Source organism: Pseudomonas sp. SMN11 (assembly GCF_052041945.1).
Taxonomy (GTDB): domain Bacteria; phylum Pseudomonadota; class Gammaproteobacteria; order Pseudomonadales; family Pseudomonadaceae; genus Aquipseudomonas.
Genome location: NZ_JBKGGW010000027.1, coordinates 1 through 21371, shown reverse-complemented (window position 1 = coordinate 21371; position 21371 = coordinate 1). Strand labels below are relative to the sequence as shown.

Here is a 21371-nt window from a genome sequence, read left to right as displayed (position 1 = left end):
ACAGGTCGGGGGTTCGGGCTTACGAGGTGTGTCACCATGCTTATCACCGGCATCAAAAGCCGCCCGGTCTACGACCAGCTGCGGCCCATGGCAGGCGGCCTGCGCCACCTGATCGCGGGCCAGGGCAGCGGCGGCGCGGCCATGCTGCGCCTGATCGCGGACATGTCCCCTGCGCAGCGCGTGCACAGCACCCTGCTCTACTCTACCGAGTCGTTCTCCGGGCACGACCACCTGCAGGCATTGCGAGCTGCAGAGGCGGCCGGGCTGGACGTGTTCCCCAGCAACCAGGCGCTGATCGCCGCCCTGCGCGAACGTCTGGGCCAGGCCCACATGGGCACGCGCCTGTACCTCAGCGGTTCGGAAAGCTTCATCGGCACCGCCATGCAGGCCGCCAACGCGGTCGACCTGAACCGTGACGAAGTGCTGCGTGAGCACAGCGGCACCTTGGTTCGTCGCGTGTGGTGCGCGCATTGCGACACCTATACCGAGAATGTCACCCAACGGGTGTTCAGCTGCCCCGGTTGCCAGCTCGACCTGGTGGTACGCGACCACTATTCCCGCCGCCTGGCCGCCTTCCAGGGCATCAAGGCCGATGGCGAAGTCCCGGGCGAACTACCAACAGCCGAGGAGCTCGACACATGAATACCCATAACGGCACCCTCAGCGTGCGCGTCGCCCGCATCGAAGCGCTCACCCCGGAAATCACCCGCTTCACCTTGGTCGACCCGGCCGGCAAGCACTTGCCGGCGTTTTCCGGCGGCAGCCACGTGGTGGTGGTGCTCGAAGACGGCGACAAGACCCACCGCAACGCCTACTCGCTGATGAGCTCGCCCTACGACTCCAGCGCCTACCAGATTGCCGTGCGCCGGGTCAGTGATGGCCGGGGCGGCTCGCGCTTCTTGCATGACCGGGTCGCTGAAGGTGACCTGCTGCAGATCCTGCAGCCCGCCAACCTGTTCCCGCTGGCCAAGCACGCCCGCCAGCACGTGTTCATTGCCGGCGGCGTGGGCATCACCCCGGTCTACTCGCAACTGGAAGAACTGCAGCTCAAGCAGGCCACCTTCGAGCTGCACCTGGCCGTGCGCGGCCCCGAGCACACCGCCCTGGGCCTGGAGCTGCAGGCACGCTTTGGTTCGCGCGTGAAGCTGTACGTGCAAGGCGTCGATGCGCGCATGGACATCCGTCACATCCTTGCCGACCGCCCCTTGGGCAGCCACGTGTATGTCTGCGGCCCGGACAGCATGATCGACGACACCCTCGACAGCGCCCGCGCCCTGGGGTGGACCGACAGCCACATTCACTACGAGCGTTTCGTCGAACAAGGCTCCAGCGGCCAGCCGTTCAGCGTCACCCTGGCACGCCAGGGCGTGACCCTCGAAGTGCCAGCCGAACAGTCGCTGCTCGAAGCCGCCGAACAGGCAGGCTACAAGGTGCCCTACCTGTGCCGCGGCGGTGCCTGTGGCTACTGCGAGACCGAAGTACTGGACCTCGATGGCGAACTCGACCATCGCGATGACTGGCTCAGCGAGGAAGACAAGCTGAGCAAGCGCAAATTCATGCCCTGCGTATCCCGCGCCAACTGCAGCCGCCTGGTCGTAGACCTCTGAGACAGGAAAACAACAACATGACCGTATTCAAGCCGATCGAATCCTACGCCGACGCAGGCCACGGCCACACCTACAAGAACAGCCGCGAAGCCGTGCTGCGCCTGCCCTTCCCGTACCCGGAAGACCAGTACATGTACTCGATGAACGTCGAGCCGCACGTGCCGTTCGGCACCGGCGCGCTGCGCGGGCAGTTCGACATCGACGAGCACTACATCTCCGAATGTCACCACCGTGCGCACACCCTCGACAGCCAGCCGGGCGTGCACTACGCCGCCCTGCCGCACATGATGGAAGCCCAGTGGGACCTGCTCGAGCTGCTGATGGAGTCGTATTCGCGCGACTACCCCGAGCACTTCACCCTAGAGAAGAAAGGCAGCCAGTGGCACTGGATCAACCGCCCGCTGCAAATCGACCAGACCTTCACCTTCGGCGATGCCAGCACCTTGCCATTGGAGCCGATGGAATACATCACCCGCCAGGCCCAGGGCGAGTTCATTCTCCTCGAAGAGCGTGACGACACTCTGGTGATGGGCGCCGGGATGGCGACCCAGCGCGCCGACTACTCGCTGCGCTTCAACCTCGGCATGAGCTTCATGGAGTTCCACGGCCCAGTGCCCAAGCTGCATGAAATGGGTATCCTGCAGCGGGCGCTGAAGTTCCTCCTGCGCCTGCGCCCTGGCCACCCGGTACGCCGCACCAACTGGTCGATCACCGTCGACCCGCGCCTGGAAACTTCCGCCGAAACCCTGCCCGACTGGGCCCCGGAACGCACCACCGTGACCGCCGAAAACGCCGGTGAACGGGTCAACCTGCGCATCGAGCTGCAGCCCCTGCACCGCCTACCACGCAGCAACGCCGTGCTGTTCCCGGTGCGGACCTACCTGGTCAGCCTGCAGGAACTGGCCGAATTCGCGCCGCAGTGGGCCAAGCGCATGCACCGGGTGATCCGCGACCTGGACCAGGAACTGGTCGACTACAAGGGCTTCACCCGCTACCGCGATGCGATGGTCAGCTGGCTGTCGCAGTACGACGACGGCACCCCGGTCGACGAAAGCCAGCAGTAACCCGTACCCTGCGCGCGTCGATACCCGGCGCGCGTCTACCCAATGCCGTGCCTGCCATTCAGGGGTTACCCCAATGAAAACAATAAAACACTGCTTGCCCGAGAGCTGGAGCCTGGTGTTCTCCGCCGCCGCGTCTGCCTACGGCGTCGGCCTGCTCGGGCTGTGGGCCTTGCCGTTCCTGATCAGCGCCATCATTCACGACTTGCAACTCAACGAGGCCCAGGCCGGGCTGCTGATGTCGGCCGAGTTCGGCTTCACCATGCTCGCCTCGCTGCTGGTCGCCCCGTTCATGGGCCGCGCACCGCGGCGCACCCTGGCGTTGGCCGGTACCGTGCTGGCGATTGCCGCCAACCTGCTCAGCGCCAATGTCGACAGCCTCTACGCACTCGCGGCAGTACGCTGCGTGGCGGGTATTGGCGCCGGCCTGGCGCTGGCCTGCGGCAACGCTGCCGTGTCCAGCGCCAAGCACCCGGACCGGGTCGCCGGGCACATGAACGTGCTGTCGGTGGCGCTGATGATCGTGGTGATGCTGGGCTATGCCAAGGTCATGGCCGCCCATGGCCTGCACGGTCTTTACTACGCGATGGCGGCGACCATGGCAGTGATGCTGCTGGCCATTCCGGCGATGGTGCAGCGCGCACCGGTTGCCGAGCCTTCGCCTCAGGTGCCAACCGGCAAGCCAGGGGCAGGCAATATCCTGCTGAGCCTGCCGGCGATCTGCATGATGCTGGCAATGTTCGTGTTCCAGGCCCGCGACACCATGGGCTGGGCCTTCGTCGAGCGGATTGGCACTCTGGTCGGCTACAGCGGCGATGAACTGGGCGTGCTGCTGTCGTTCCAGTCGTTTGTTGGCCTGATCGGGCCTCTGATCGCAGCCGTGGTCGGCAAGCGCTTTGGCATGAGCACGCCGGTGATCCTCGCGATCCTGCTGACGGGCGCAACCAGCCTCAGCTATGTACTGGGCGAGCACTCCAAGACCCTGTACACCGCCGGGGTGATGACCATCTGCATTACCTATTTCTACGCCCTCAGCTACCTCACTGGCCTGGCTGCAGCGCTGGACCGCGAAGGCCGCGTGGTGGCTGCCGCCGGTAGCTTCCTCAGCCTCGGACTGGCAGTGGGCCCGGCGATTTCCGGCGGGCTGATTTCGCTGGGTGGCTTCAGCCTGGCGGCTTGGGGCATCGGCGTGACGGTGGTGCTGACCTTGCTGCTGGTGGCGGTGCCGTTGGCTAGTATTCGGCGGGAGCCTGGCATTGGGGCCGTTGCTGTGGGGGTTTGATGATTTGAGTGTTGGCCTTTAGGTGTTCGCCGTTGGGGGTGTGGCGAACCCATGGGCTCACTCGAACTCCAGGCTATAACCCACCCCGTAGACCGACCGCAACGGATCGTGCTTCGGGGTGACTGCCGTGAGCTTGCGCCGCAGGTTCTTCACATGGCTGTCGACGGTGCGGTCAGCCACCACCCGATGATCCTGATAAATGTGGTTCATCAGCTGGTCGCGGGACAGTACGTGGCCGGGGCGCGCCGCCAACGCGGCAAGCATGCGGAACTCTACAGGCGTCAGGTCCAGCGGCACGCCCTGGTAACGCACCTGGAACGCACGGGCGTCGAGCTCCAGCCTCAGGTTCGGCGCCTGCTGGCCGCTGCGGCGCAGCACCGCCTTGACCCGCGCGACCAGCTCGCGCGGGGAGAACGGCTTGCAGATGTAATCGTCGGCACCCAACTCCAGGCCCAGCAGGCGGTCGATCTCATCGACCCTGGCGGTCATCATGATCAGCGGCATCTGGCTGAAGCCGCGCAGCTCACGGCAGATGTCCAGGCCATCGCGACCGGGCAGCATCAGGTCGAGCATGACCAAGTCGTACTGGCCCTGGCGGATCGCCGGAATGACGGCCAAGCCTTCGGCCAGGTGATCGACGCTGTAGCCACCGGCACGCAGGTAATCCCCCACCAGGGCAGCGAGCTTGGGTTCATCTTCCACCAGCAGGATCTGGCTCATGCCTGGACTCCGGCAACCGGGAGGGTAAGGGACAGCAGCAAGCCGCCCAGGGCCGAGGCCTTGGCGGTCAGCTTGCCACCGTGCACTTCAGCGACGCCACGGCAGATTGCCAGGCCCAGCCCGGTGCCGCCACTGGCACGGTTGCGCGAGCGTTCGGCGCGGTAGAAGCGTTCGAACAGGCGCGCCAGTGACGCGTTGTCCACGCCGGGGGCGGTGTCTTCGCATTGCACCAGCACCTGGTCGCCGTCCTGGAATGCCCGCAGTACCGAATGGCCACCTGGATCGGTGTAGCGGCGGCTGTTTTCCAGCAGATTGTGCAGTAACTGGCCCAGGCGCGACTCATCCCCCAGTACCCACAGCGGCTGGTCGGGCAATTCCAGGCGCAGCGCCAGGCCGCGCTCGGCGAAACTCGCCTGGAACGCGTCGGCCACTACCGGCAACAACACGCACAGGTCGATGCGTTCGCGGCGATAGGTGGGACCGCCGACCTCGGCCAAGGACAGCTCGAACAGGTCATCGACCAGTTTGCTCAGCGCCCCGACCTCGCCTTGCAACGAGCGCAGGGCGTTGCCATCGAGCGGGCGAATGCCGTCTTCCATGGCTTCCAGCTCGGCGCGCATTACCGCCAGCGGGGTGCGCAACTCGTGGGAAATGTCCGCCATGAAATCGCGGCGCAGGCGCTCGTTGCTGGCCAGGGTGGCAGCCATGCGGTTGAAGTCACCGGCCAGTTGCCCGGCTTCGTCGGCCGAGCGTACCGGCAGCTGGATCGCGTAGTCCCCTGCCGCCAGCCGATGGGTAGCACTGGCCACTTCGCGGATCGGCCGCAGCAGGGCGCGGCTCAGCCACCAGGCGATGACTGCCGTGGCCAGCAGGCAGGCCAGGCCGATCAACAGGCTGGAGCGCAGCTGGTTGAGCTGGAAGCGCCGGTCACCGACGCTGGTGACCGACTGCAGCGGCGCCAGGACCATCCAGCCGACCACCTGGCCCTGGTAATGGATCGGCCGCAGCAGCATGTCGCTGCTGGCTGCCTGGTAACCGATGATCGGCTGGTGCTGGGCATCGAGCAGGGCAAAGCGCACGAACGCGCCGGTCAGGTCGGAGACAGTCAGCAAGCTGGGGTCGAAGGTCTTGTCCGGTTGGGCATCGTCCGGGCGCAGCAGCTCGAACCACTGGTCCTTGTCGCGGCGGATGAAGTCCCAGCTGCCGTTACGCGCATAGGCCTGCTCGACCCGCGGCACGATGCGGTCCATACGTTCTTCGGCCTGCTGGTTGAGGTAGCCGAGAAAACCGTACTTCAGGCTCAGGTAGGCGGCGAACACCATGCCCAGCACGGCAAATGCGCACACCGCGAGCATGGCGATGAAGAACTTGCGGGAAAGGCTGAGTTTCATGGCACCGCCGGCACTTTGGAATTGCCGCTATTGAAGCGCGCAGGCCCTGCTGCCGCAAGGCGCGCAGGGCAATCTCCACGCTTTCTGCACATTGCCTGCACAATTGCCGCGCACGCTTGGGCCATCGAAATCTTCTGGCTCGGAGCCTGCGATGCCTACGTTATTCCATTCCCTGATGCTTGCCCGTTCGCCCCTGGCCCGCGCCTGGTTGCTCAGTGCCGGGCTACTGGTCATTGGCGGTTGCCGTGAAGCCGAGACCGCCACCCCGGCAGCCCCGCTACAAGCGGTCGCCGTCTACGATGTGACCCCCGCCGCACAAGCTCTGACCACCACCCTGCCCGGCCGTGCCAGTGCTCACCTGATTGCCGAGATCCGCCCGCAGGTCGGCGGCATCATCCAGCAACGCCTGTTCAACGAAGGCGACACGGTCAAGGCTGGCCAGGCGCTGTACCAGATCGACCCGCAGCACTACCAGGCAGCGCTGGCCCAGGCCAAGGCCACCGTCAGTTCCGCCAACGCAACGCTCAAGGCAGCGGAGCTCAAGGCCAGACGCGATGCGCAACTGGTGAAGATCGACGCTATCAGCGCCGAGGACAACGAAAGCGCCCAGGCCGCCCTGCTAGAGGCCCGCGCCAGCCTGCAATCGGCCCAGGCCGCGCAGCGCACGGCGCAGATCAACCTCGACTACACCCGCATCAATGCGCCAATTGATGGCCGCACCGCCACCTCGTCAGTCACCCCAGGCGCGCTGGTCACCGCCGAGCAGACTACCGCCCTGACCACCGTGCAGCAGCTGGACCCGATCTACGTCGACTTCACCCAGCCCAGCAGCACACTGCTACGCCTCAAGCGCGAGCTGGCCTCCGGCAAGCTGGCCGCCAGCGAGCAGGCAGATGCCACGCGCATCAGCCTGGAGCTTGAAGACGGCAGCACCTACGCCCATGCCGGCACCCTCACCTTCAATGGCGTGAGCGTGGATGAAAGCACAGGCAGCGTGACCTTCCGCGCCGTGGTGCCGAACCCCGACGGCCTGCTGATGCCTGGCATGTACCTCAAGGCGACCGTCCAGGAAGGCGTGCAGCGCGACGCCATCCTGGTGCCGCAGCAAGCCGTCAGCCGCGATGAACGCGGCGGCTCCACTGCCCTGGTGGTGGTTGATGGCAAGGTGCAGCAGCGCGAGCTGACCCTGGCCCGCGCGGTGGACAACCGCTGGTGGGTCAGCCAGGGCCTGGCGGCTGGTGACCAGGTGATCGTCCAGGGCCTGCAGAAGGTCAGCGTCGGCCAGCAGGTGCAGATCCAGGCCCAGGGCCAGGACAAAGCCCTCACCGCGATCAACAACAGTCACTGAGGCGTATTACATGGCACGTTTCTTCATCGACCGGCCGATTTTCGCCTGGGTCATCGCCATCCTGGTGATGCTCGGCGGCGGCCTGGCCATCTTCAAGCTGCCGCTGGCGCAGTACCCCAACATCGCCCCGCCGCAGATCAGCCTCAGCGCCACCTACACCGGTGCGTCGGCCAAGACCATGGAGGACTCGGTGACCCAGGTCATCGAGCAGCAGATGACCGGCCTCGACGGCCTGACCTACATGTCGTCGAGCAGCAGCTCGTCGGGCAGCGCCAAGATCACACTGACCTTCGAGGCCGGTACCGACATCAACACCGCGCAGATGCTGGTGCAGACCAAGCTGGAACAGGCCAAGGCACGGCTGCCCGACACGGTGCAGCAGCAAGGCATCGAGATCCACAACTCGGCCAGCGACTTCCTGATCATCGTCTCCCTGGTGTCGGACAACCCCGACATCGGCGCCACCGACATCAGCGACTTTATCTCCAGCACCCTGTACGACCAGATCAGCCGGGTCAGCGGCGTCGGCGAGGTGACCACCCTGGGCTCGAGCTACGCCATGCGCATCTGGCTCGACCCGGACAAGCTCAAGCAATATGCGCTGATGCCATCAGACGTGAGCAGTGCGCTGGAAGCACAGAACGTCGACACCTCGGCCGGCCAGCTCGGCGCCCTGCCCGCCCGCGCCGGGCAGCAACTCAATGCCACCATCAACGCCCGCAGCAAGCTGCAGACCGCCGCCCAGTTCCGTGACGTGGTGCTCAAGCACAACAGCGCCGGCGCCGTGGTGACCCTGGCCGACGTGGCCCGGGTCGAGCTGGGCAGCGAAAGCTACGATGTGGTCGCCGAGCACAACGGCCGGCCGTCCGGCGGCCTGGCGGTGAGCCTGGCCACGGGCGCCAACGCCCTGGACGTTGCCGAAGCGGTGCAGGCCAAGCTGGCCGAGCTGCAGCAGTTCTTCCCCAGCAAGCTGCAGTTGCGCAGCGAGGTGGCCTACAACACCGCGCCGTTCGTGAAGATCTCCATAGAGGAAGTGGTCAAGACGCTGTTCGAAGCCATCGCCCTGGTGGTGCTGATCATGTACCTGTTCATACAGAACCTGCGCGCCACGCTGATCCCGGCCATCGCCGTACCGGTCGTACTGCTCGGTACGTTCGGGGTACTGGCCTTGCTCGGCTACTCGATCAACACCCTGACCATGTTCGGCATGGTGCTGGCCATCGGCCTGCTGGTGGACGATGCCATCGTGGTGGTGGAGAACGTCGAGCGCATCATGGCCGAAAGAGGCCTTGCACCCCGCGAGGCGACGCGCCAGTCGATGGTCGAGATCAGCGGCGCGCTGGTCGGCATCGCCGTGGTGCTGTCGGCGGTGTTCATCCCCATGGCCTGCTTCGGCGGTTCCACCGGGGTGATCTACCGGCAGTTCTCGGTGACCCTGGTCGCGGCCATGGCCCTGTCGGTGCTGGTGGCCATGACCCTGACGCCAGCGCTGTGCGCCACCCTGCTCAAGCCGCTGGCCGACCACGGCGTCACGCGGCGCGGCTTCTTCGGCTGGTTCAACGGCAATTTCGAGCGCATGTCCGAGCGCTACCAGCGAGCCGTCGGCAAGGTGCTGGCGCGACCACTGCGCAGCCTGCTGGTGTATGCCCTGGTGCTCGGCGGCGTGGCGCTGATGTTCCAGAAGCTGCCGACTGCGTTTCTGCCCGAGGAGGACCAAGGCATGCTGATGATGCAATTGACCCTGCCGGTCGGCGGCACCGACCAGCGCCTGCAGGCCGTGAGCCGCCAGGTGCAGGATTACATGCTCGCGCAGCCGGAAGTCGATTCGATCCTGACCGTGCGTGGCCTGGGCAATGGCGGTAATGCGCAGAACTCCGGGCGCGGCTTCATCAAGCTCAAGGACTGGCGCGAGCGTCAGGGCGACGAACACAGCGCGGCAGCTGTGGCGCGCCGGGCCAACATGGCGCTGTCGTCGATCCTCGACGCCAACGTCTTCGTCATCGCCCCGCCGGCCATCCAGGGCCTGGGCCAGAGCTCCGGTTTCGATGTGCAACTGCAGGACCTGGGCGGCCTCGGCCATGCCGAGCTGCTCAAGGCGCGCAACCAGTTCATCGCCCTGGCTGCCAAGGACCCGCGCCTGGCCAACGTGCGCGTCCAGGGCCTGGAAGACACCCCCCAGCTGAACGTTGTCATCGATGACCGCAAGGCCGGCGCCATGGGCGTTGCCGCCAGCGACATCAACGCCACCCTGAGCACGGTGATGGGCGGCAGCTACGTCAACGACTTCATCGATGCCGGGCGGGTGAAGAAGGTCTACCTGCAGGGCCAGGCCGACAAGCGCATGCAGGCCGAGGACATCGGCGCCTGGTACGTGCGCAACGACAGCGACGCCATGGTGCCGCTGTCGGCCTTCACCAGCACTTCATGGAGCACCGCTTCGCCGCTGCTGGAGCGCTTCAACGGTTTCGGTTCGTACGAGCTGGTGGGCGAGCCGGCAGCGGGTGTCAGCTCCGGCGATGCGATGACCGCAGTCGAGCAGATCATGGCGCAATTACCCAATGGCATCGGCTACGCCTGGGCCGGGCAGTCGTATCAGGAGCGCCTGGCCGGCAACCAGGCACCACTGCTGTACGCCATTTCGATCCTGTTCGTATTCCTGTGCCTGGCTGCCCTGTACGAAAGCTGGTCGGTGCCGTTTGCCGTGATGCTGGTGGTGCCGGTGGGCATCCTCGGCGCGCTGCTGCTGACCGGCCTGCGCGGGCTGGCCAACGACGTGTACTTCCAGGTCGGGTTGTTGACCACCGTGGGCCTGGCGGCGAAGAACGCGATCCTGATCGTCGAGTTCGCCAAGGAAGGTTACGCGCGCGACCAGGACTTGCTCACTGCCACCCTGGAGGCCGTGCGCATCCGCCTGCGCCCAGTGCTGATGACTTCGCTGGCGTTCATCCTCGGCGTGCTGCCGCTGGCACTGAGCAGCGGCGCCGGCGCGGGCGGGCGGCAGGCGATCGGTACCGGCGTGCTGGGTGGCATGCTGGCCGCCACCGTGCTTGGTCTGTTCTTCATTCCTTTGTTCTATGTGCTGGTGCAACGCCAGGCCGGGCGCCGCGCCAACAGCACCGCAACCGTTGCAGGAGAAGCCTGATGCGCCTGTCCCCCCTCTTGCTGGCGCTGGCCCTGACCGGCTGCGTCAACCTGGCCCCCGACTACCAGCGCCCGGCGGCGCCAGTGGCCGAGCAGTGGCCGACGACCACCAGTAACAGCGCGACCAGCGCCGACATCAGTTGGCAATCGCTGTTCGTCGACAGCCGTCTGCGCGACACCGTAACCCTGGCCCTGGCCAACAACCGCGACCTGCGGGTGGCGGGGCTGAACGTCGAGTACCAGCAGGCGCAATACCGCATCCAGCGCGCCGCGCTGCTGCCCGCGGTGTCGGCCACGGCCGATGGCACTCGCCAGCGCGCGCTGTCCAACGGCACGACCTCGGTCAGCAGCCAGTACAGCGTCGGCCTCGGCGTCAGCAGTTACGAGCTGGACCTGTTCGGGCGCCTGGGCAACCTCAAGGACGCCGCCCTGGAACAGTACCTCGCCCTGGAGCAGACCCGCCGCAGCACCCAGATCAGCCTGGTGGCCGAAGTGGCCAGCGCGTGGATGACCCTGGCCGCTGACCAGCAGCTGCTCAAGCTAGCCAACGAAACCTACGCCAGCCAGCAGAAGACCTACGCCCTGGTGCAACAGGGCCACGGCCTGGGTGGCGAGTCCGGGGTAAGCCTGGCCCAGGCCCGCAGTACCGCGGAGTCGGCCCGCGCCGATGCTGCGAATTACGCCAGCCAGGTCGAGCAGAACCGCAACGCGCTGGAACTGCTGGTCGGTCAGCGTGTGGACAGCACGTTGTTGCCGGATGACAGCCAGGGCAATATCGCGCTGCTGGTCAGTGTGCCAGCAGGCCTGCCTTCGACGTTGCTGCAGCGCCGCCCCGACGTGCTGGCCGCCGAGCACACGCTGAAGGCAGCCAACGCTGACATCGGCGCGGCCCGGGCAGAGTTCTTCCCCAGCGTCACCCTCACCGCCAACGGCGGCAGTGCCAGCAGTCAGTTGTCCGGGCTGTTCAAGGGCGGCAGCGGCGCCTGGAGCTTTGCCCCGTCGATCAACCTGCCGATCTTCAACGCCGGCAGCAACCGCGCCAGCCTGGACGCGGCCAAGGTCAGTCGCGAGATCGAAGTGGCCACCTATGAAAAGACCTTGCAGACCGCCTTCAGCGAAGTGGCCGATGCGCTTTCGATACGCGCCCACATCAATGAACGGCTCGACGCCCAGCGCAACCTGACCGATGCCACCCAGACCAGCTACAGCCTGTCGCTGGCGCTGTACAAGCAAGGCTCGGACAGTTTCCTCGATGTGCTCGACGCCCAGCGCTCGCTCTATTCCGCGCAACAGTCGCTGATCAGCCTGCGACTGGCCGAGCAGATCAACCGGGTGACCCTGTACAAGACGCTCGGCGGGGGCTGGCAGGGATAAGACAATTTTCACATCCGCTTCACTATTGGGCCACAAAGCCGAGGATAAGGTGCAGCCAGCCTTGTCCTCGGAGTGGCAGCATGCTGGAAAATGTAATTGCGACGCACCCGCGCCTTGTGCGCCTGAAACGCCGGAAACTGCCTGTTGCCTGGCTGCTGGCATTGTTGCTGGCGTTCACGGCGTTCGGCCTCTGGCACGTGTTGCGTACGCATGTCACTAACCTCGGCAGCTCGCAATTGATGAGCGAACAGGGCGTCTACAGCGCCTGGAACAGCGGCAACATGATTGTGCTGATCCGCCATGCCGAGCGCTGCGACCGCTCCAACCATGCCTGCCTTGGCGACCCTGCCGGCATCACTGTGGACGGCGGCCAGGCCGCAGCCGCCGTTGGCGACGGCGTTCGCCGCCTGGGCCTGGCCAATGCCGATATCCTCAGCAGCCCGGAAGTCCGCACCCAGCAGACCGCCTCGTTCGTCTTCGGCAAGGCCATCGAAACCCAGGACTGGCTGGCGCGCTGTGACAGCACCTTTGCCAACGCCGCCCTGGCGCACAAGCGCGAGGGCCGCAACCTGGTGCTGGTCACCCACAGCGGCTGCATCGACCACCTTGAACGCGAGCTGCGCGTCGCGGGCGGCGAACGCGTTGCCGGCTATGCCAGTGCACTGTTCGTCAGCAAAGACAGCAACGGCAAGGCACACTTGCTCGGGCAACTCAACGCCAATCAATGGCAGACACTCAACAGCGCCACAGGGAAGTAAGCATGCCCGGTTCTTCACGCACCACGTTCTACGTCAACAACTTGCTGTTGCCGCTGTTGCTGGCCGCAATCACGTTCCTGCTGTTCGACCTCACCACGCTGGACCGCTGGATCAGTAACCTGCTGCTCGACCCGGTCAGCGGGCAGTTCCCGCTGCTGCATGACCAGCTGTTCGAAAAAGTGACCCACAAATGGCCACGCATCCTGCCGAACTGGACCGGCGAGGCGGCGATCATCGGCTCGTTGCTATCGTTCATCTGGCCCCGCCTGGCCAACCACCCCGACGCGCTGATCACCCGCGGCCTGAATGCCGCCAGAATCAGCCCGGTGCTGCGCTTTACCAGCCGTCATCGCCGCGACTTCCTGTTCGTGGTGGTGGCATTTGCCCTGAGCACCACGGTTATCCATTACCTGAAAAGCCACACCAGCGTGTATTGCCCGGTGGAAACCACCCTCTACGGCGGCCCCGAGGCGCACGGGGAGTGGTACGAGAACTTCCGCTGGTTCAGCAAGGCGGGGGAAGGTCGTTGCTGGCCGGGCGGCCACGCTTCCAGCGGTTTCACCCTGCTGGCGCTGTACTTCGTGGCGCTGCGTTACCGCTGGCAGCATGCGCGCAAGCTGTTGGTGGCCATCCTGCTGATCGGCTTCGTCTATGGCACCACCCGCGTACTGCAAGGCTGGCATTACATGTCCCATACCTTCTGGGCCGGGATTTTCGTGTGGCTGACCACCTGGGCCACCGCCCTGGGCTTCTACGGTCGCGAGGCGCTTCAGGCTCCGGCCCGGGCCCCTTCGGACAAGACGTCGGCGAACGCCTATGCTTGAGCAGTCCCACTGCTCAGGAACACCGACATGCCCACCCCCGAAGATGCCCTGCTGCACAGCTGGCAGCACAACGCCCGGGCCTGGATAGATGCAATACGTGGCGGCGCCATCGAGAGCCGCCGGCAGGTCACCGACCAGGCGATCCTGCTGGCGATCCTCGGTCGCCAGCCCGAGCGGGTGCTGGACCTGGGCTGCGGCGAAGGCTGGTTGCTGCGGGCGCTGGCCGATCGTGGCATCGAGGTGACGGGCGTGGACGGCGACGCCGCGCTGGTAGAGGCTTCGCGGGCCGCAGGCTCGCCGCACGTGCACCAGGCCAGCTATGCGCAGCTGGCCGCAGGCGAGGTGAATATCGGCAGCGGCTATGAGCTGATCTGCGCCAATTTCGCCCTGCTGCATCAAGACATCATCCCCTTGCTGACGGCCATGAAAGCCCTGCTGACGCCTGGCGGCGCGCTGGTGATCCAGACCCTGCACCCCTGGAGCGTGGCAGGCGGGGACTATCAGGATGGCTGGCGCGAGGAGTCGTTTGCAGGCTTCGTCGGGGAATGGCGGCCGATGCCTTGGTACTTCCGGACCTTGACCAGCTGGCTGAATGCCTTGGACATGGCGGGGTTCAAGTTACTGAGCCTGCAGGAGCCGCAGCATCCGCAGAGCCCGGTCCCGCAGTCGCTGCTGATCGTCGCTCAATAACCTGCTAGCCTGCGGTCCCTCTCGCTGGATGGACCCTGCCCCATGCAACCGCGCGATATCGCCGCCTACCTGTTCCTGGCCATCGCCTGGGGCTTTTCCTTTCTGGTGGTGCTCAAGGTGGTGCATGCCTTCGGCTGGGTCGGCGCGGTAAGCCTGCGCGCCTTCATTGCCGGCGGCACCCTGGCCACCCTCGCCGCCCTGCTGGGCCGCACCTTGCGCCTGCGTCCGCTGCTCAAGCCGCTGCTGGTGGTCGGCGCCACCACCGTCGCCGGGCAGCTGATCGGCCTGTCCTATGCCACCCCGCGCATCGGCACGGCCATGGCCGCGATCTTCGTCGCGACCATTCCGCTGTTCTCGATGATCATCGGCCGGGTCTGGGGCCTGGAGAAGATCAGCCCGCAAGGCCTGATCGGCTTGTTGCTGGGCCTGCTGGGTATGGTCATGCTGGTGGGCTTCCCGGCACAGGCGGTGACCGAGGACTTCATCCACGGCTGCCTCGCTTCGCTGTTCGGCTGCGTGTGCGCGGCCTTCGGCAGCAACTACGCCAGCCTGCACCTGCGCGGGCAGGACCCGTGGACCGTGACCGGCGGCGCATTCCTGGCCGGCGGCCTGCTGACCTTGCCATTGCTGTTGATAGTCCCGGTGCCGACCCTGCCGCAGGCCAGCGACTGGCTGTACCTGGCGCTCAGCGGCAGTGTCATGAGCGCCACCACCTACGTGTTGTACTTCGGCCTGGTGGCACGCATCGGTGCGACGCGCGCCATCAGTGTCGAGTTCGTCGTGACCCTGGTGGCGGTTCTGGTCGGCGCGCTGTTCCTTGGCGAAGCCCTGAGCCTGCTGCAGGCCGCAGGTGGTCTGGTGATCCTGCTAGGCTGCCTGCTGGTGCTGGGCCTGATGCCGGGGCGCAAGCGCCGCCTGCCCAGTTAACGCTGGGCAGTGGCCTCGTCGGCAGGCGGGGTCAGCTGCAGTACGCGATTGCGCCCGCCTTCGGCGAGCAGGTAACCACCCTTGCCATCGGCGATGATCGACTGCGGCGCCTTGAGGAAGGTCAGTACCACGTGCTGGGTGCCGTCGGCATCCACCCGCAGCAGGCGTGCGCGGTGGGTGTTATCTTCGCTGATCCACAGGCCGCGCTGGTCGCACATCAGGAAGGTGGGATGGCGCAGGCCATCGACCACTACCGGGTCTTTGCCGTCGTCGGATAACGCACGAACGATGCCGGTGCCTTTTTCGGTGTACAGCAGGCGGCCGTCGGCGCAGCGGGTCAGGCCTTCGGTTTCGGTCAGCCCCGAGCGCAGCACTTCGAGCTGGCCGCTGGCCCAGTCATAACGCATCAGGCGCCCATTGCCCTTGCGGTCTTCGATGGCATACAGGTGATCGCCATCGTTCCACAGCCCCTGCACACTGTTACCGTCGAACAGGTGGGTGACCTGGCCATCGCGGGACAGGCTGACCGGTGCTTGACCGCCTTCCTGGCTGAACACCCAGCCACTTTGGGCCGCGACCATGCCGTCGGGCTTGGACAGGTTGTCGATCAGCACCACGCGGTCGCCGTTGGCGGAGATCTTGAGAATGCTGCCTTTGCCGTCATCCAACTCGCGGCTGACCAGCAGGCTGCCGTCAGCCTGGGGCAGCAACGAAGCGGCCTTGGCCACGTCGCGGTGCAGCACTTCGACATTCCAGCCAGTGGCGGCCTGCACCGGGTAAAACGATTGCCAGGCGAAAAAGCCCAGGGTGGCGGCCACCAGTCCAGTGGTGGCAGTCAGGGCGATACGGGTGCTGCGCCGGCGCAGGATGGGCATGAACGGGGCTCCTTTTGATTGGCCCGAATCCTAGCAAGAGGATGTGAAAATTTCGTCATCGGACGACATAGCAATAGAAGGATATAAAAAGAACAAAAGAATCTAACAAAATGGAATAAAAAAATTGAAAGCCAAACGCCGCCTCCTTAGGCTGGGTATACCGTTTCCCACCCTGCTCAAGGAGCGACGCCCATGCCTTTCTCCCGCCTTTGCCGCCTGCTCGTCGGCGGCCTTTTCGCGACCGTCGCCAGCAGCCTGCTGCCCTGGTCCAGCGCCTTCGCCGAAGACACCAAGACCGTGCGCATCGGTTATCAGAAATTCAACAGCATCAACATCCTCAAAGGCAGCGGCGCGCTGGAAAAGGCCCTGGCGCTCCAAGGCGTGAAGGTCAGCTGGCACGAGTTCGCCGCGGGCCCGCAACTGCTCGAAGCGCTGAGTACCGGCGCCATCGACCTGGGTCATGCTGCCGACGCGCCATCGGTATTCGCCCAGGCCGCCGGCAAGCCGGTGGTCTACCTGGCTGCCGAACAACCCTACCCGCGCGGCATCGGCCTGGTGGTGCGCGAGCAGGATCACCTCACCGCGGTGCAGGACCTCAAAGGCAAGCGCGTGGCCACCGGCCGCGGCTGGAACGCCCAATACCTGCTGGCGGTGGCCCTGGAGCAGGCCGGCCTGAGCTATCAGGACATCACCCCGGCCTATGTCAACAACGCCGCCGATGCCGTCGCCGCCCTGCAATCGGGCAGCGTGCAGGCCGTGACGCTGTGGGACCCGTTCCTCGCAGCGGCCGAAAACCAGCCGGGCCTGAAGAACCTGCGCGATGGCAGCGGCCTGACCAACAACCGCACCTTCTACCTGTCCACCGCTGCCTTCGCCGACCAGCACCGCGACCTGCTGAAGACCTTCTTCAGCGAGCTGGGCAAGGTCAGCCATTGGGCCAATGCCAAGCCTGCCGAAGTCGCCGCACTGCTGGCACCGCAACTGGGCATCAGCGCCAGTGTGCTGGAGGTGGCCAGCGAGCGGCGCAACTATAACGCCGTGGCCATCACCCCGCAGATCGTCGCCGAGCAGCAGAAACTGGCCGATACCTTCCAGGGCCTGGGCCTGATCCCGCACAAGTTGCAGGTGGCCGATGCCGTCTACCCGGCTTCTGTATTGCCATGAACCAGGAGTGAAGGCAATGCCCCGCCACATCCGTTTCAACGCCTTCAGCATGAACGCCGCCAGCCACCAGTCCCCGGGGCTGTGGCGCCACCCGCGCAACACCAGCGTGGCGTTCAACCGCCTCGATTACTGGACCGACCTCGCCCGCCTGCTGGAGCGCGGACTGTTCGATGCACTGTTCATCGCCGACGTGCTGGGTATCTACGACGTCTACCAGGGTGGCCCGCAAGCCGCCCTGCGCGGTGGCGTGCAGGTGCCGGTCAACGACCCGTTGCTGCTGGTGCCGGCCATGGCCGGGGTCACCGAGCACCTGGGCTTCGGCGTCACCTTTTCGCTGACCTATGAACATCCTTATCCCTTCGCCCGGCGCATGTCCACGCTCGACCACCTGAGCAATGGCCGGGTCGGCTGGAACATCGTCACCGGCTACCTCGACAGCGCCGCGCGCAACCTGGGCCTGGCCCGCCAGCTGGGCCATGACCAGCGTTACGACCTGGCCGAGGAATACCTGGAGGTGCTGTACAAGCTCTGGGAAAAAAGCTGGGAAGACGACGCGGTGCAGCTGGAGCGTGAAACCGGCCGCTACATCGAACCGTCGAAAGTGCACCCCATCCGCCATGCCGGCGAGCATTTCCAGGTGCCCGGCATGCACCTGTGCCAGCCCTCACCCCAGCGCACCCCGGTGCTGTTCCAGGCCGGTGCCTCGGCGCGCGGCCAGCAGTTCGCCGCCCGACATGCCGAGTGTGTGTTCATCAGTGGCCCGACACCCACCGTGCTGCGCCGTTACGCCGACGGCATCCGTCAGGCCAGTGAGCTGGCCGGGCGCGACCGTGACGAGGTGCTGATCTATGCCCAGGCGCTGCTGATCGTCGCGCCGACCACCCAGGAAGCCCACGCACGCTTTGCCGAATACCGCCGCTACGTCGACCTGGACGCCGCGCTTGCCCTGCTTTCGGGCTGGACCGGTATCGACTTCGCCGGCCTCGATCCGGATGCCCCCATCGAATATGTCGAAAACGATGCTGGCCGTGCCGCGCTGGCGGCATTCACCGCCGCCGACCCGAACCGCCGCTGGACGGTGCGTGAAGCCGCCGAATTCGTCGGCCTGGGTGGGCGCGGCCCGGTGTTGGTGGGTTCGCCCGAAGAGATTACCGATCAACTGGAGCGCTGGCTCGACCAGACCGGCATCGACGGTTTCAACCTCACTTATGCGGTGCAACCAGACGACCTGGCCAACGTCGTCGACCTGCTGATACCCGAGCTGCAGCGCCGTGGCCGCTACCCGCTGAACTACACCGACGGCACCTTGCGCCACAAGCTGTTCGGCCGAGGCGACCGGCTGCCCGAAGCCCACGCGGGGCGTCACGTTCGCATTCAGTAACTGAATGTCGAGTATTTCAACATTTAATTTGTGGATGATGCGGGCTGCCCCATATGCTGTCCGCACATCCCCTGCACGCACCGGCCGGTGTGGTCCAAGGCACGGGGAGAGAACAACAAGTCGAGACCGCTCATGTCGAACCACTCCTACTTCGCCCCCCACGGTGGGCACCCAGCTCAGACCGAGCTGCTGACTGACCGTGCCATGTTCACCGAAGCCTATGCCGTCATCCCCAAAGGCGTGATGCGTGACATCGTCACCAGCCACCTGCCGTTCTGGGACAAGATGCGCATGTGGGTCATCGCCCGCCCGCTGACCGGTTTTGCCGAAACCTTCTCGCAGTACATCGTCGAAGTGGCCCCGGAAGGCGGCAGCGAGCGCCCTGAGCTGGACCCGAACGCCGAAGCCGTGGTGTTCATCGTCGAAGGCGAGCTGGACATCACCGTCGAAGGCAAGCACCACACCCTGACCCCAGGCGGCTATGCCTTCCTGGCCCCGGGCGCCGAGTGGAGCCTGCGCAACAACAGCAAGGCCAACGTCACCTTCCACTGGCTGCGCAAGCACTACCAGAAAGTCGAAGGCCTGGCCGTGCCTGAGTCGTTCGTCACCCACCGCGACAACGCCACCGTCATCGAGATGCCGGGCACCGAAGGCCGCTGGGTCACCACCCGCTTCGTCGACATGGCCGACATGCGCCACGACATGCACGTCAACATCGTCACCTTCCAGCCGGGCGGCGTGATTCCGTTCGCAGAAACCCACGTCATGGAACACGGCCTGTATGTGCTGGAAGGCAAGGCGGTGTACCGCCTGAACCAGGACTGGGTCGAAGTGGAAGCCGGCGACTTCATGTGGCTGCGCGCCTTCTGTCCGCAAGCCTGCTACGCCGGCGGCCCAGGCAAGTTCAGCTACCTGCTGTACAAGGACGTGAACCGCCACGTGCACCTGACCCTCAACCCTCAGCGTTGAGTTCAGGCTGATGCCCGAAAGCCCGCCACCTGGCGGGCTTTCTGTTTGCCGCTCATACTGACAAGCCCTGCCCTTCGCGCGGTGCTCGCCATGAACCGCTGCCTGATGCTTGCCTTGTTGCTTGCTTCCAGCGCCAGCCTGGCGGCTGATGACTGGAAGATCGCCTACGACCGCGAAGGTATTCGTGTTTACCTGGCTGCGGCACCGGATTCGCCCTATCAGCAGTTCCGCGGCGTCAGCACCATGAAAGCCAGCGTGCGCACCCTCACCGATCTTCAGGAAAACCTGCGGGTGGCATGCAAATGGCTGTACGCCTGCGAGCAGATGCGCTTGCTGGATGTGGAGGGCGACACGACCTGGGTCTACCTGACCACCAACCTGCCGTGGCCGACCCTGCCGCGCGACATCATTCTCAAGGTCCGCACCGAGCGCCTGGATGACGGCACCCTGGTACGGCACCTGAGCGCCGAACCGAACCGCCTGCCAGAAGAGCCGGGGTTGATCCGCGTACAGCACCTGACGGGCGAATGGGTCATGAAGCCGCTCGGCGAGCGGCAAACCGAGGTGACCTACCAGCTGCAGGCTGACCCTGCCGGTGACGTGCCGGGCTGGCTGGCCAATCGCTTCGTCGTCGATGCTCCGGTGGTAACGCTGCGGACTTTGCGTGCAGTGGCCGAGCGCCAACCCTGAGCAGCCCTTTCGCCCTGCCGCGTTTTCTGCCACTGTCGGCGCGCGACGCGGACCAGCGTGTCGTGCCTCGCCAGGACTTCGCATGAAAACACAAGAAAACGGCAACACGCACAAAGGCTACCGACGCATCATCCCATCGATGACCGCCCTTCTCGAATTCGAGGCGGTCGCCCGGCACAGCAGTGTCACCCTGGCGGCCCGTGAGCTGGGCGTGACCCAGGCGGCGGTGAGCAAGCAAATCCGGCAGCTCGAGGAAAACCTTGGGATCCAGCTGTTCCAGCGCCTGCACCGCGGCATCCGCCTGACCAGTGAAGGCCAGGCGATGTTCGCGGTGATGTCCGATTCATTGCAGAAAATCGCGGCGATGTTCGACCGCCTCAGTGAAGGCAGCAGCGAACAGGAACTGGTGCTCAGCACCACCGCAACCTTTTCCCAGCTGCGGGTCATGCCGCGCCTGAGCAACCTGCGCGCGGCCATGCCCCATGTGCGCCTGCGCCTGGCGACGCAGATGTTCACCGGCGACCTGCGCAATCATGACATCGACCTGCTGGTGCGCTACGGCAATGGCCGCTGGGAGGATGGCACTGCGTTGCAGTTGTTCGAGGAAGAGGTCTTTCCGGTGTGTTCGCCAGCCTGGCTGGAACGCCATGCCATGCCGGACTCGCTCGAAGCCCTGTACACCGCCGACCTGCTCGACGCCGATGCCACCACCGAGGGTTGGATGACCTGGCCAACCTGGTTCCGCGCCCTCGGCGGCAACCCGCCGAAGCTCGATTACGGGCTGCGCTGCCACCTGTACACCGACACCATTCAGGCCGCACTGCACGGCCATGGCGTGGCATTGGGTTGGGGGCGGATGCTCGATCACCTGCTGGCCTCGGGCGAGCTGGTGCGCCTGACCGACCTGGTGGTGAAACCGCGCGAAGCGTACTATCTGGTAGTACCCCATGGCCGCGACACCACGGCCACGGTACTGGGGCTGGTGCAGTGGCTGCGTAGCTGAGCGCGCAGGCTTACGCTGTACTTGTGCGAGCCGTGGTTGGGGGGGGGGGGGGGGGGGGGGGGGGGGAGAAAGGGGAGGGGGGGGGGGGGGGGGGGGGGGGGGGGGGGGGGGGGGGGGAGAGGGGGGGGTGGGGGGGGGGGGAGGGGGGGGGGAGGGGGGGGGTGGG

At 65.7% G+C, this 21371-nt stretch carries 19 protein-coding genes; 16 read left to right on the top strand and 3 right to left on the bottom strand.

The features are described from left to right. The first annotated feature begins 36 nt into the window (after positions 1-36). From ACLEJU_RS20195 to ACLEJU_RS20180, 4 genes are all read left to right on the top strand, one after another. Positions 37-642, top strand: a complete 606-nt coding sequence (locus tag ACLEJU_RS20195; protein ID WP_435424621.1) for a dimethylamine monooxygenase subunit DmmA family protein — start codon at positions 37-39, stop codon at positions 640-642. Next, on the top strand, positions 639-1607 hold the full coding sequence (locus ACLEJU_RS20190) for a PDR/VanB family oxidoreductase (RefSeq protein WP_435424620.1): 969 nt from the start codon (positions 639-641) through the stop codon (positions 1605-1607). Before ACLEJU_RS20195 ends, ACLEJU_RS20190 begins: the two co-directional genes overlap by 4 nt. A 17-nt stretch (positions 1608-1624) precedes the next feature. Continuing rightward, positions 1625-2671: a heme-dependent oxidative N-demethylase family protein gene (locus ACLEJU_RS20185; protein WP_435424619.1), complete on the top strand. Its 1047-nt coding sequence runs from the start codon at positions 1625-1627 to the stop codon at positions 2669-2671. Positions 2672-2744: 73 nt separating this feature from the next. After that, on the top strand, positions 2745-3950 hold the full coding sequence (locus ACLEJU_RS20180) for an MFS transporter (protein WP_435424618.1): 1206 nt from the start codon (positions 2745-2747) through the stop codon (positions 3948-3950). Positions 3951-4007: 57 nt separating this feature from the next. On the opposite strand, the gene ACLEJU_RS20175 is transcribed toward ACLEJU_RS20180, so the two are convergent. Together ACLEJU_RS20175 and ACLEJU_RS20170 are read right to left on the bottom strand one after the other, a co-directional pair. Beyond that, a complete protein-coding gene (locus ACLEJU_RS20175) occupies positions 4008-4670 on the bottom strand; it encodes a response regulator (protein WP_435424617.1) in 663 nt (220 codons plus the stop codon). Beyond that, positions 4667-6061: an ATP-binding protein gene (locus tag ACLEJU_RS20170; protein WP_435424616.1), complete on the bottom strand. Its 1395-nt coding sequence runs from the start codon at positions 6059-6061 to the stop codon at positions 4667-4669. Before ACLEJU_RS20170 ends, ACLEJU_RS20175 begins: the two co-directional genes overlap by 4 nt. A gap of 151 nt (positions 6062-6212) precedes the next feature. Here ACLEJU_RS20170 and ACLEJU_RS20165 point away from each other — a divergent pair, with 151 nt between their 5' ends. From ACLEJU_RS20165 to ACLEJU_RS20135, 7 genes are all read left to right on the top strand, one after another. Beyond that, entirely contained in the window at positions 6213-7409 is a 1197-nt protein-coding gene (locus ACLEJU_RS20165; RefSeq protein ID WP_435424615.1) for an efflux RND transporter periplasmic adaptor subunit, read from the top strand. Between the two features lie 10 nt (positions 7410-7419). After that, the gene (locus ACLEJU_RS20160) at positions 7420-10551 is read left to right on the top strand and encodes an efflux RND transporter permease subunit (RefSeq protein ID WP_435424614.1); all 3132 of its coding nucleotides are present in this window, start codon (positions 7420-7422) and stop codon (positions 10549-10551) included. Then, the gene (locus ACLEJU_RS20155; RefSeq protein ID WP_435424613.1) at positions 10551-11924 is read left to right on the top strand and encodes an efflux transporter outer membrane subunit; all 1374 of its coding nucleotides are present in this window, start codon (positions 10551-10553) and stop codon (positions 11922-11924) included. Before ACLEJU_RS20160 ends, ACLEJU_RS20155 begins: the two co-directional genes overlap by 1 nt. 80 nt (positions 11925-12004) lie before the next feature. Next, positions 12005-12682: a histidine phosphatase family protein gene (locus ACLEJU_RS20150; protein WP_435424612.1), complete on the top strand. Its 678-nt coding sequence runs from the start codon at positions 12005-12007 to the stop codon at positions 12680-12682. Positions 12683-12684: 2 nt separating this feature from the next. Continuing rightward, positions 12685-13506, top strand: coding sequence for a phosphatase PAP2 family protein (locus ACLEJU_RS20145; RefSeq protein ID WP_435424611.1), 822 nt, complete (start codon positions 12685-12687; stop codon positions 13504-13506). 27 nt (positions 13507-13533) lie between these two features. Further along, positions 13534-14196, top strand: a complete 663-nt coding sequence (locus tag ACLEJU_RS20140; protein WP_435424610.1) for a class I SAM-dependent methyltransferase — start codon at positions 13534-13536, stop codon at positions 14194-14196. A gap of 42 nt (positions 14197-14238) precedes the next feature. Further along, entirely contained in the window at positions 14239-15123 is an 885-nt protein-coding gene (locus tag ACLEJU_RS20135; protein ID WP_435424609.1) for a DMT family transporter, read from the top strand. On the opposite strand, the gene ACLEJU_RS20130 is transcribed toward ACLEJU_RS20135, so the two are convergent. Beyond that, entirely contained in the window at positions 15120-15998 is an 879-nt protein-coding gene (locus tag ACLEJU_RS20130) for an SMP-30/gluconolactonase/LRE family protein (RefSeq protein ID WP_435424608.1), read from the bottom strand. The two genes, ACLEJU_RS20135 and ACLEJU_RS20130, sit on opposite strands and share 4 nt — an antisense overlap. A gap of 192 nt (positions 15999-16190) precedes the next feature. On the opposite strand from ACLEJU_RS20130, the gene ACLEJU_RS20125 reads away from it, so the two are divergent. The 5 genes from ACLEJU_RS20125 (at position 16191) to ACLEJU_RS20105 (ending at position 21205) form a co-directional block, all read left to right on the top strand. Then, positions 16191-17162, top strand: a complete 972-nt coding sequence (locus tag ACLEJU_RS20125; RefSeq protein ID WP_435424607.1) for an aliphatic sulfonate ABC transporter substrate-binding protein — start codon at positions 16191-16193, stop codon at positions 17160-17162. A 16-nt stretch (positions 17163-17178) separates the two neighbouring features. After that, the gene (locus ACLEJU_RS20120; protein ID WP_435424606.1) at positions 17179-18543 is read left to right on the top strand and encodes an LLM class flavin-dependent oxidoreductase; all 1365 of its coding nucleotides are present in this window, start codon (positions 17179-17181) and stop codon (positions 18541-18543) included. Between the two features lie 132 nt (positions 18544-18675). After that, complete coding sequence (locus tag ACLEJU_RS20115) at positions 18676-19512, top strand: bifunctional allantoicase/(S)-ureidoglycine aminohydrolase (RefSeq protein ID WP_027918838.1); 837 nt, start codon at positions 18676-18678, stop codon at positions 19510-19512. A 90-nt stretch (positions 19513-19602) separates the two neighbouring features. Continuing rightward, a complete protein-coding gene (locus tag ACLEJU_RS20110; RefSeq protein WP_435424605.1) occupies positions 19603-20202 on the top strand; it encodes an START domain-containing protein in 600 nt (199 codons plus the stop codon). An 82-nt stretch (positions 20203-20284) separates the two neighbouring features. Continuing rightward, complete coding sequence (locus ACLEJU_RS20105; protein WP_435424604.1) at positions 20285-21205, top strand: LysR substrate-binding domain-containing protein; 921 nt, start codon at positions 20285-20287, stop codon at positions 21203-21205. Positions 21206-21371 lie beyond the last annotated feature (166 nt).

Bases quoted from the DNA above. Each gene is read 5' to 3' on its own strand.
- ACLEJU_RS20195 (WP_435424621.1), top strand. From the start codon at position 37: ATGCTTATCACCGGCATCAAAAGCCGCCCGGTCTACGACCAGCTGCGG.
- ACLEJU_RS20190 (WP_435424620.1), top strand. From the start codon at position 639: ATGAATACCCATAACGGCACCCTCAGCGTGCGCGTCGCCCGCATCGAA.
- ACLEJU_RS20185 (WP_435424619.1), top strand. From the start codon at position 1,625: ATGACCGTATTCAAGCCGATCGAATCCTACGCCGACGCAGGCCACGGC.
- ACLEJU_RS20180 (WP_435424618.1), top strand. From the start codon at position 2,745: ATGAAAACAATAAAACACTGCTTGCCCGAGAGCTGGAGCCTGGTGTTC.
- ACLEJU_RS20175 (WP_435424617.1), bottom strand. From the start codon at position 4,670: ATGAGCCAGATCCTGCTGGTGGAAGATGAACCCAAGCTCGCTGCCCTG.
- ACLEJU_RS20170 (WP_435424616.1), bottom strand. From the start codon at position 6,061: ATGAAACTCAGCCTTTCCCGCAAGTTCTTCATCGCCATGCTCGCGGTG.
- ACLEJU_RS20165 (WP_435424615.1), top strand. From the start codon at position 6,213: ATGCCTACGTTATTCCATTCCCTGATGCTTGCCCGTTCGCCCCTGGCC.
- ACLEJU_RS20160 (WP_435424614.1), top strand. From the start codon at position 7,420: ATGGCACGTTTCTTCATCGACCGGCCGATTTTCGCCTGGGTCATCGCC.
- ACLEJU_RS20155 (WP_435424613.1), top strand. From the start codon at position 10,551: ATGCGCCTGTCCCCCCTCTTGCTGGCGCTGGCCCTGACCGGCTGCGTC.
- ACLEJU_RS20150 (WP_435424612.1), top strand. From the start codon at position 12,005: ATGCTGGAAAATGTAATTGCGACGCACCCGCGCCTTGTGCGCCTGAAA.
- ACLEJU_RS20145 (WP_435424611.1), top strand. From the start codon at position 12,685: ATGCCCGGTTCTTCACGCACCACGTTCTACGTCAACAACTTGCTGTTG.
- ACLEJU_RS20140 (WP_435424610.1), top strand. From the start codon at position 13,534: ATGCCCACCCCCGAAGATGCCCTGCTGCACAGCTGGCAGCACAACGCC.
- ACLEJU_RS20135 (WP_435424609.1), top strand. From the start codon at position 14,239: ATGCAACCGCGCGATATCGCCGCCTACCTGTTCCTGGCCATCGCCTGG.
- ACLEJU_RS20130 (WP_435424608.1), bottom strand. From the start codon at position 15,998: ATGCCCATCCTGCGCCGGCGCAGCACCCGTATCGCCCTGACTGCCACC.
- ACLEJU_RS20125 (WP_435424607.1), top strand. From the start codon at position 16,191: ATGCCTTTCTCCCGCCTTTGCCGCCTGCTCGTCGGCGGCCTTTTCGCG.
- ACLEJU_RS20120 (WP_435424606.1), top strand. From the start codon at position 17,179: ATGCCCCGCCACATCCGTTTCAACGCCTTCAGCATGAACGCCGCCAGC.
- ACLEJU_RS20115 (WP_027918838.1), top strand. From the start codon at position 18,676: ATGTCGAACCACTCCTACTTCGCCCCCCACGGTGGGCACCCAGCTCAG.
- ACLEJU_RS20110 (WP_435424605.1), top strand. From the start codon at position 19,603: ATGAACCGCTGCCTGATGCTTGCCTTGTTGCTTGCTTCCAGCGCCAGC.
- ACLEJU_RS20105 (WP_435424604.1), top strand. From the start codon at position 20,285: ATGAAAACACAAGAAAACGGCAACACGCACAAAGGCTACCGACGCATC.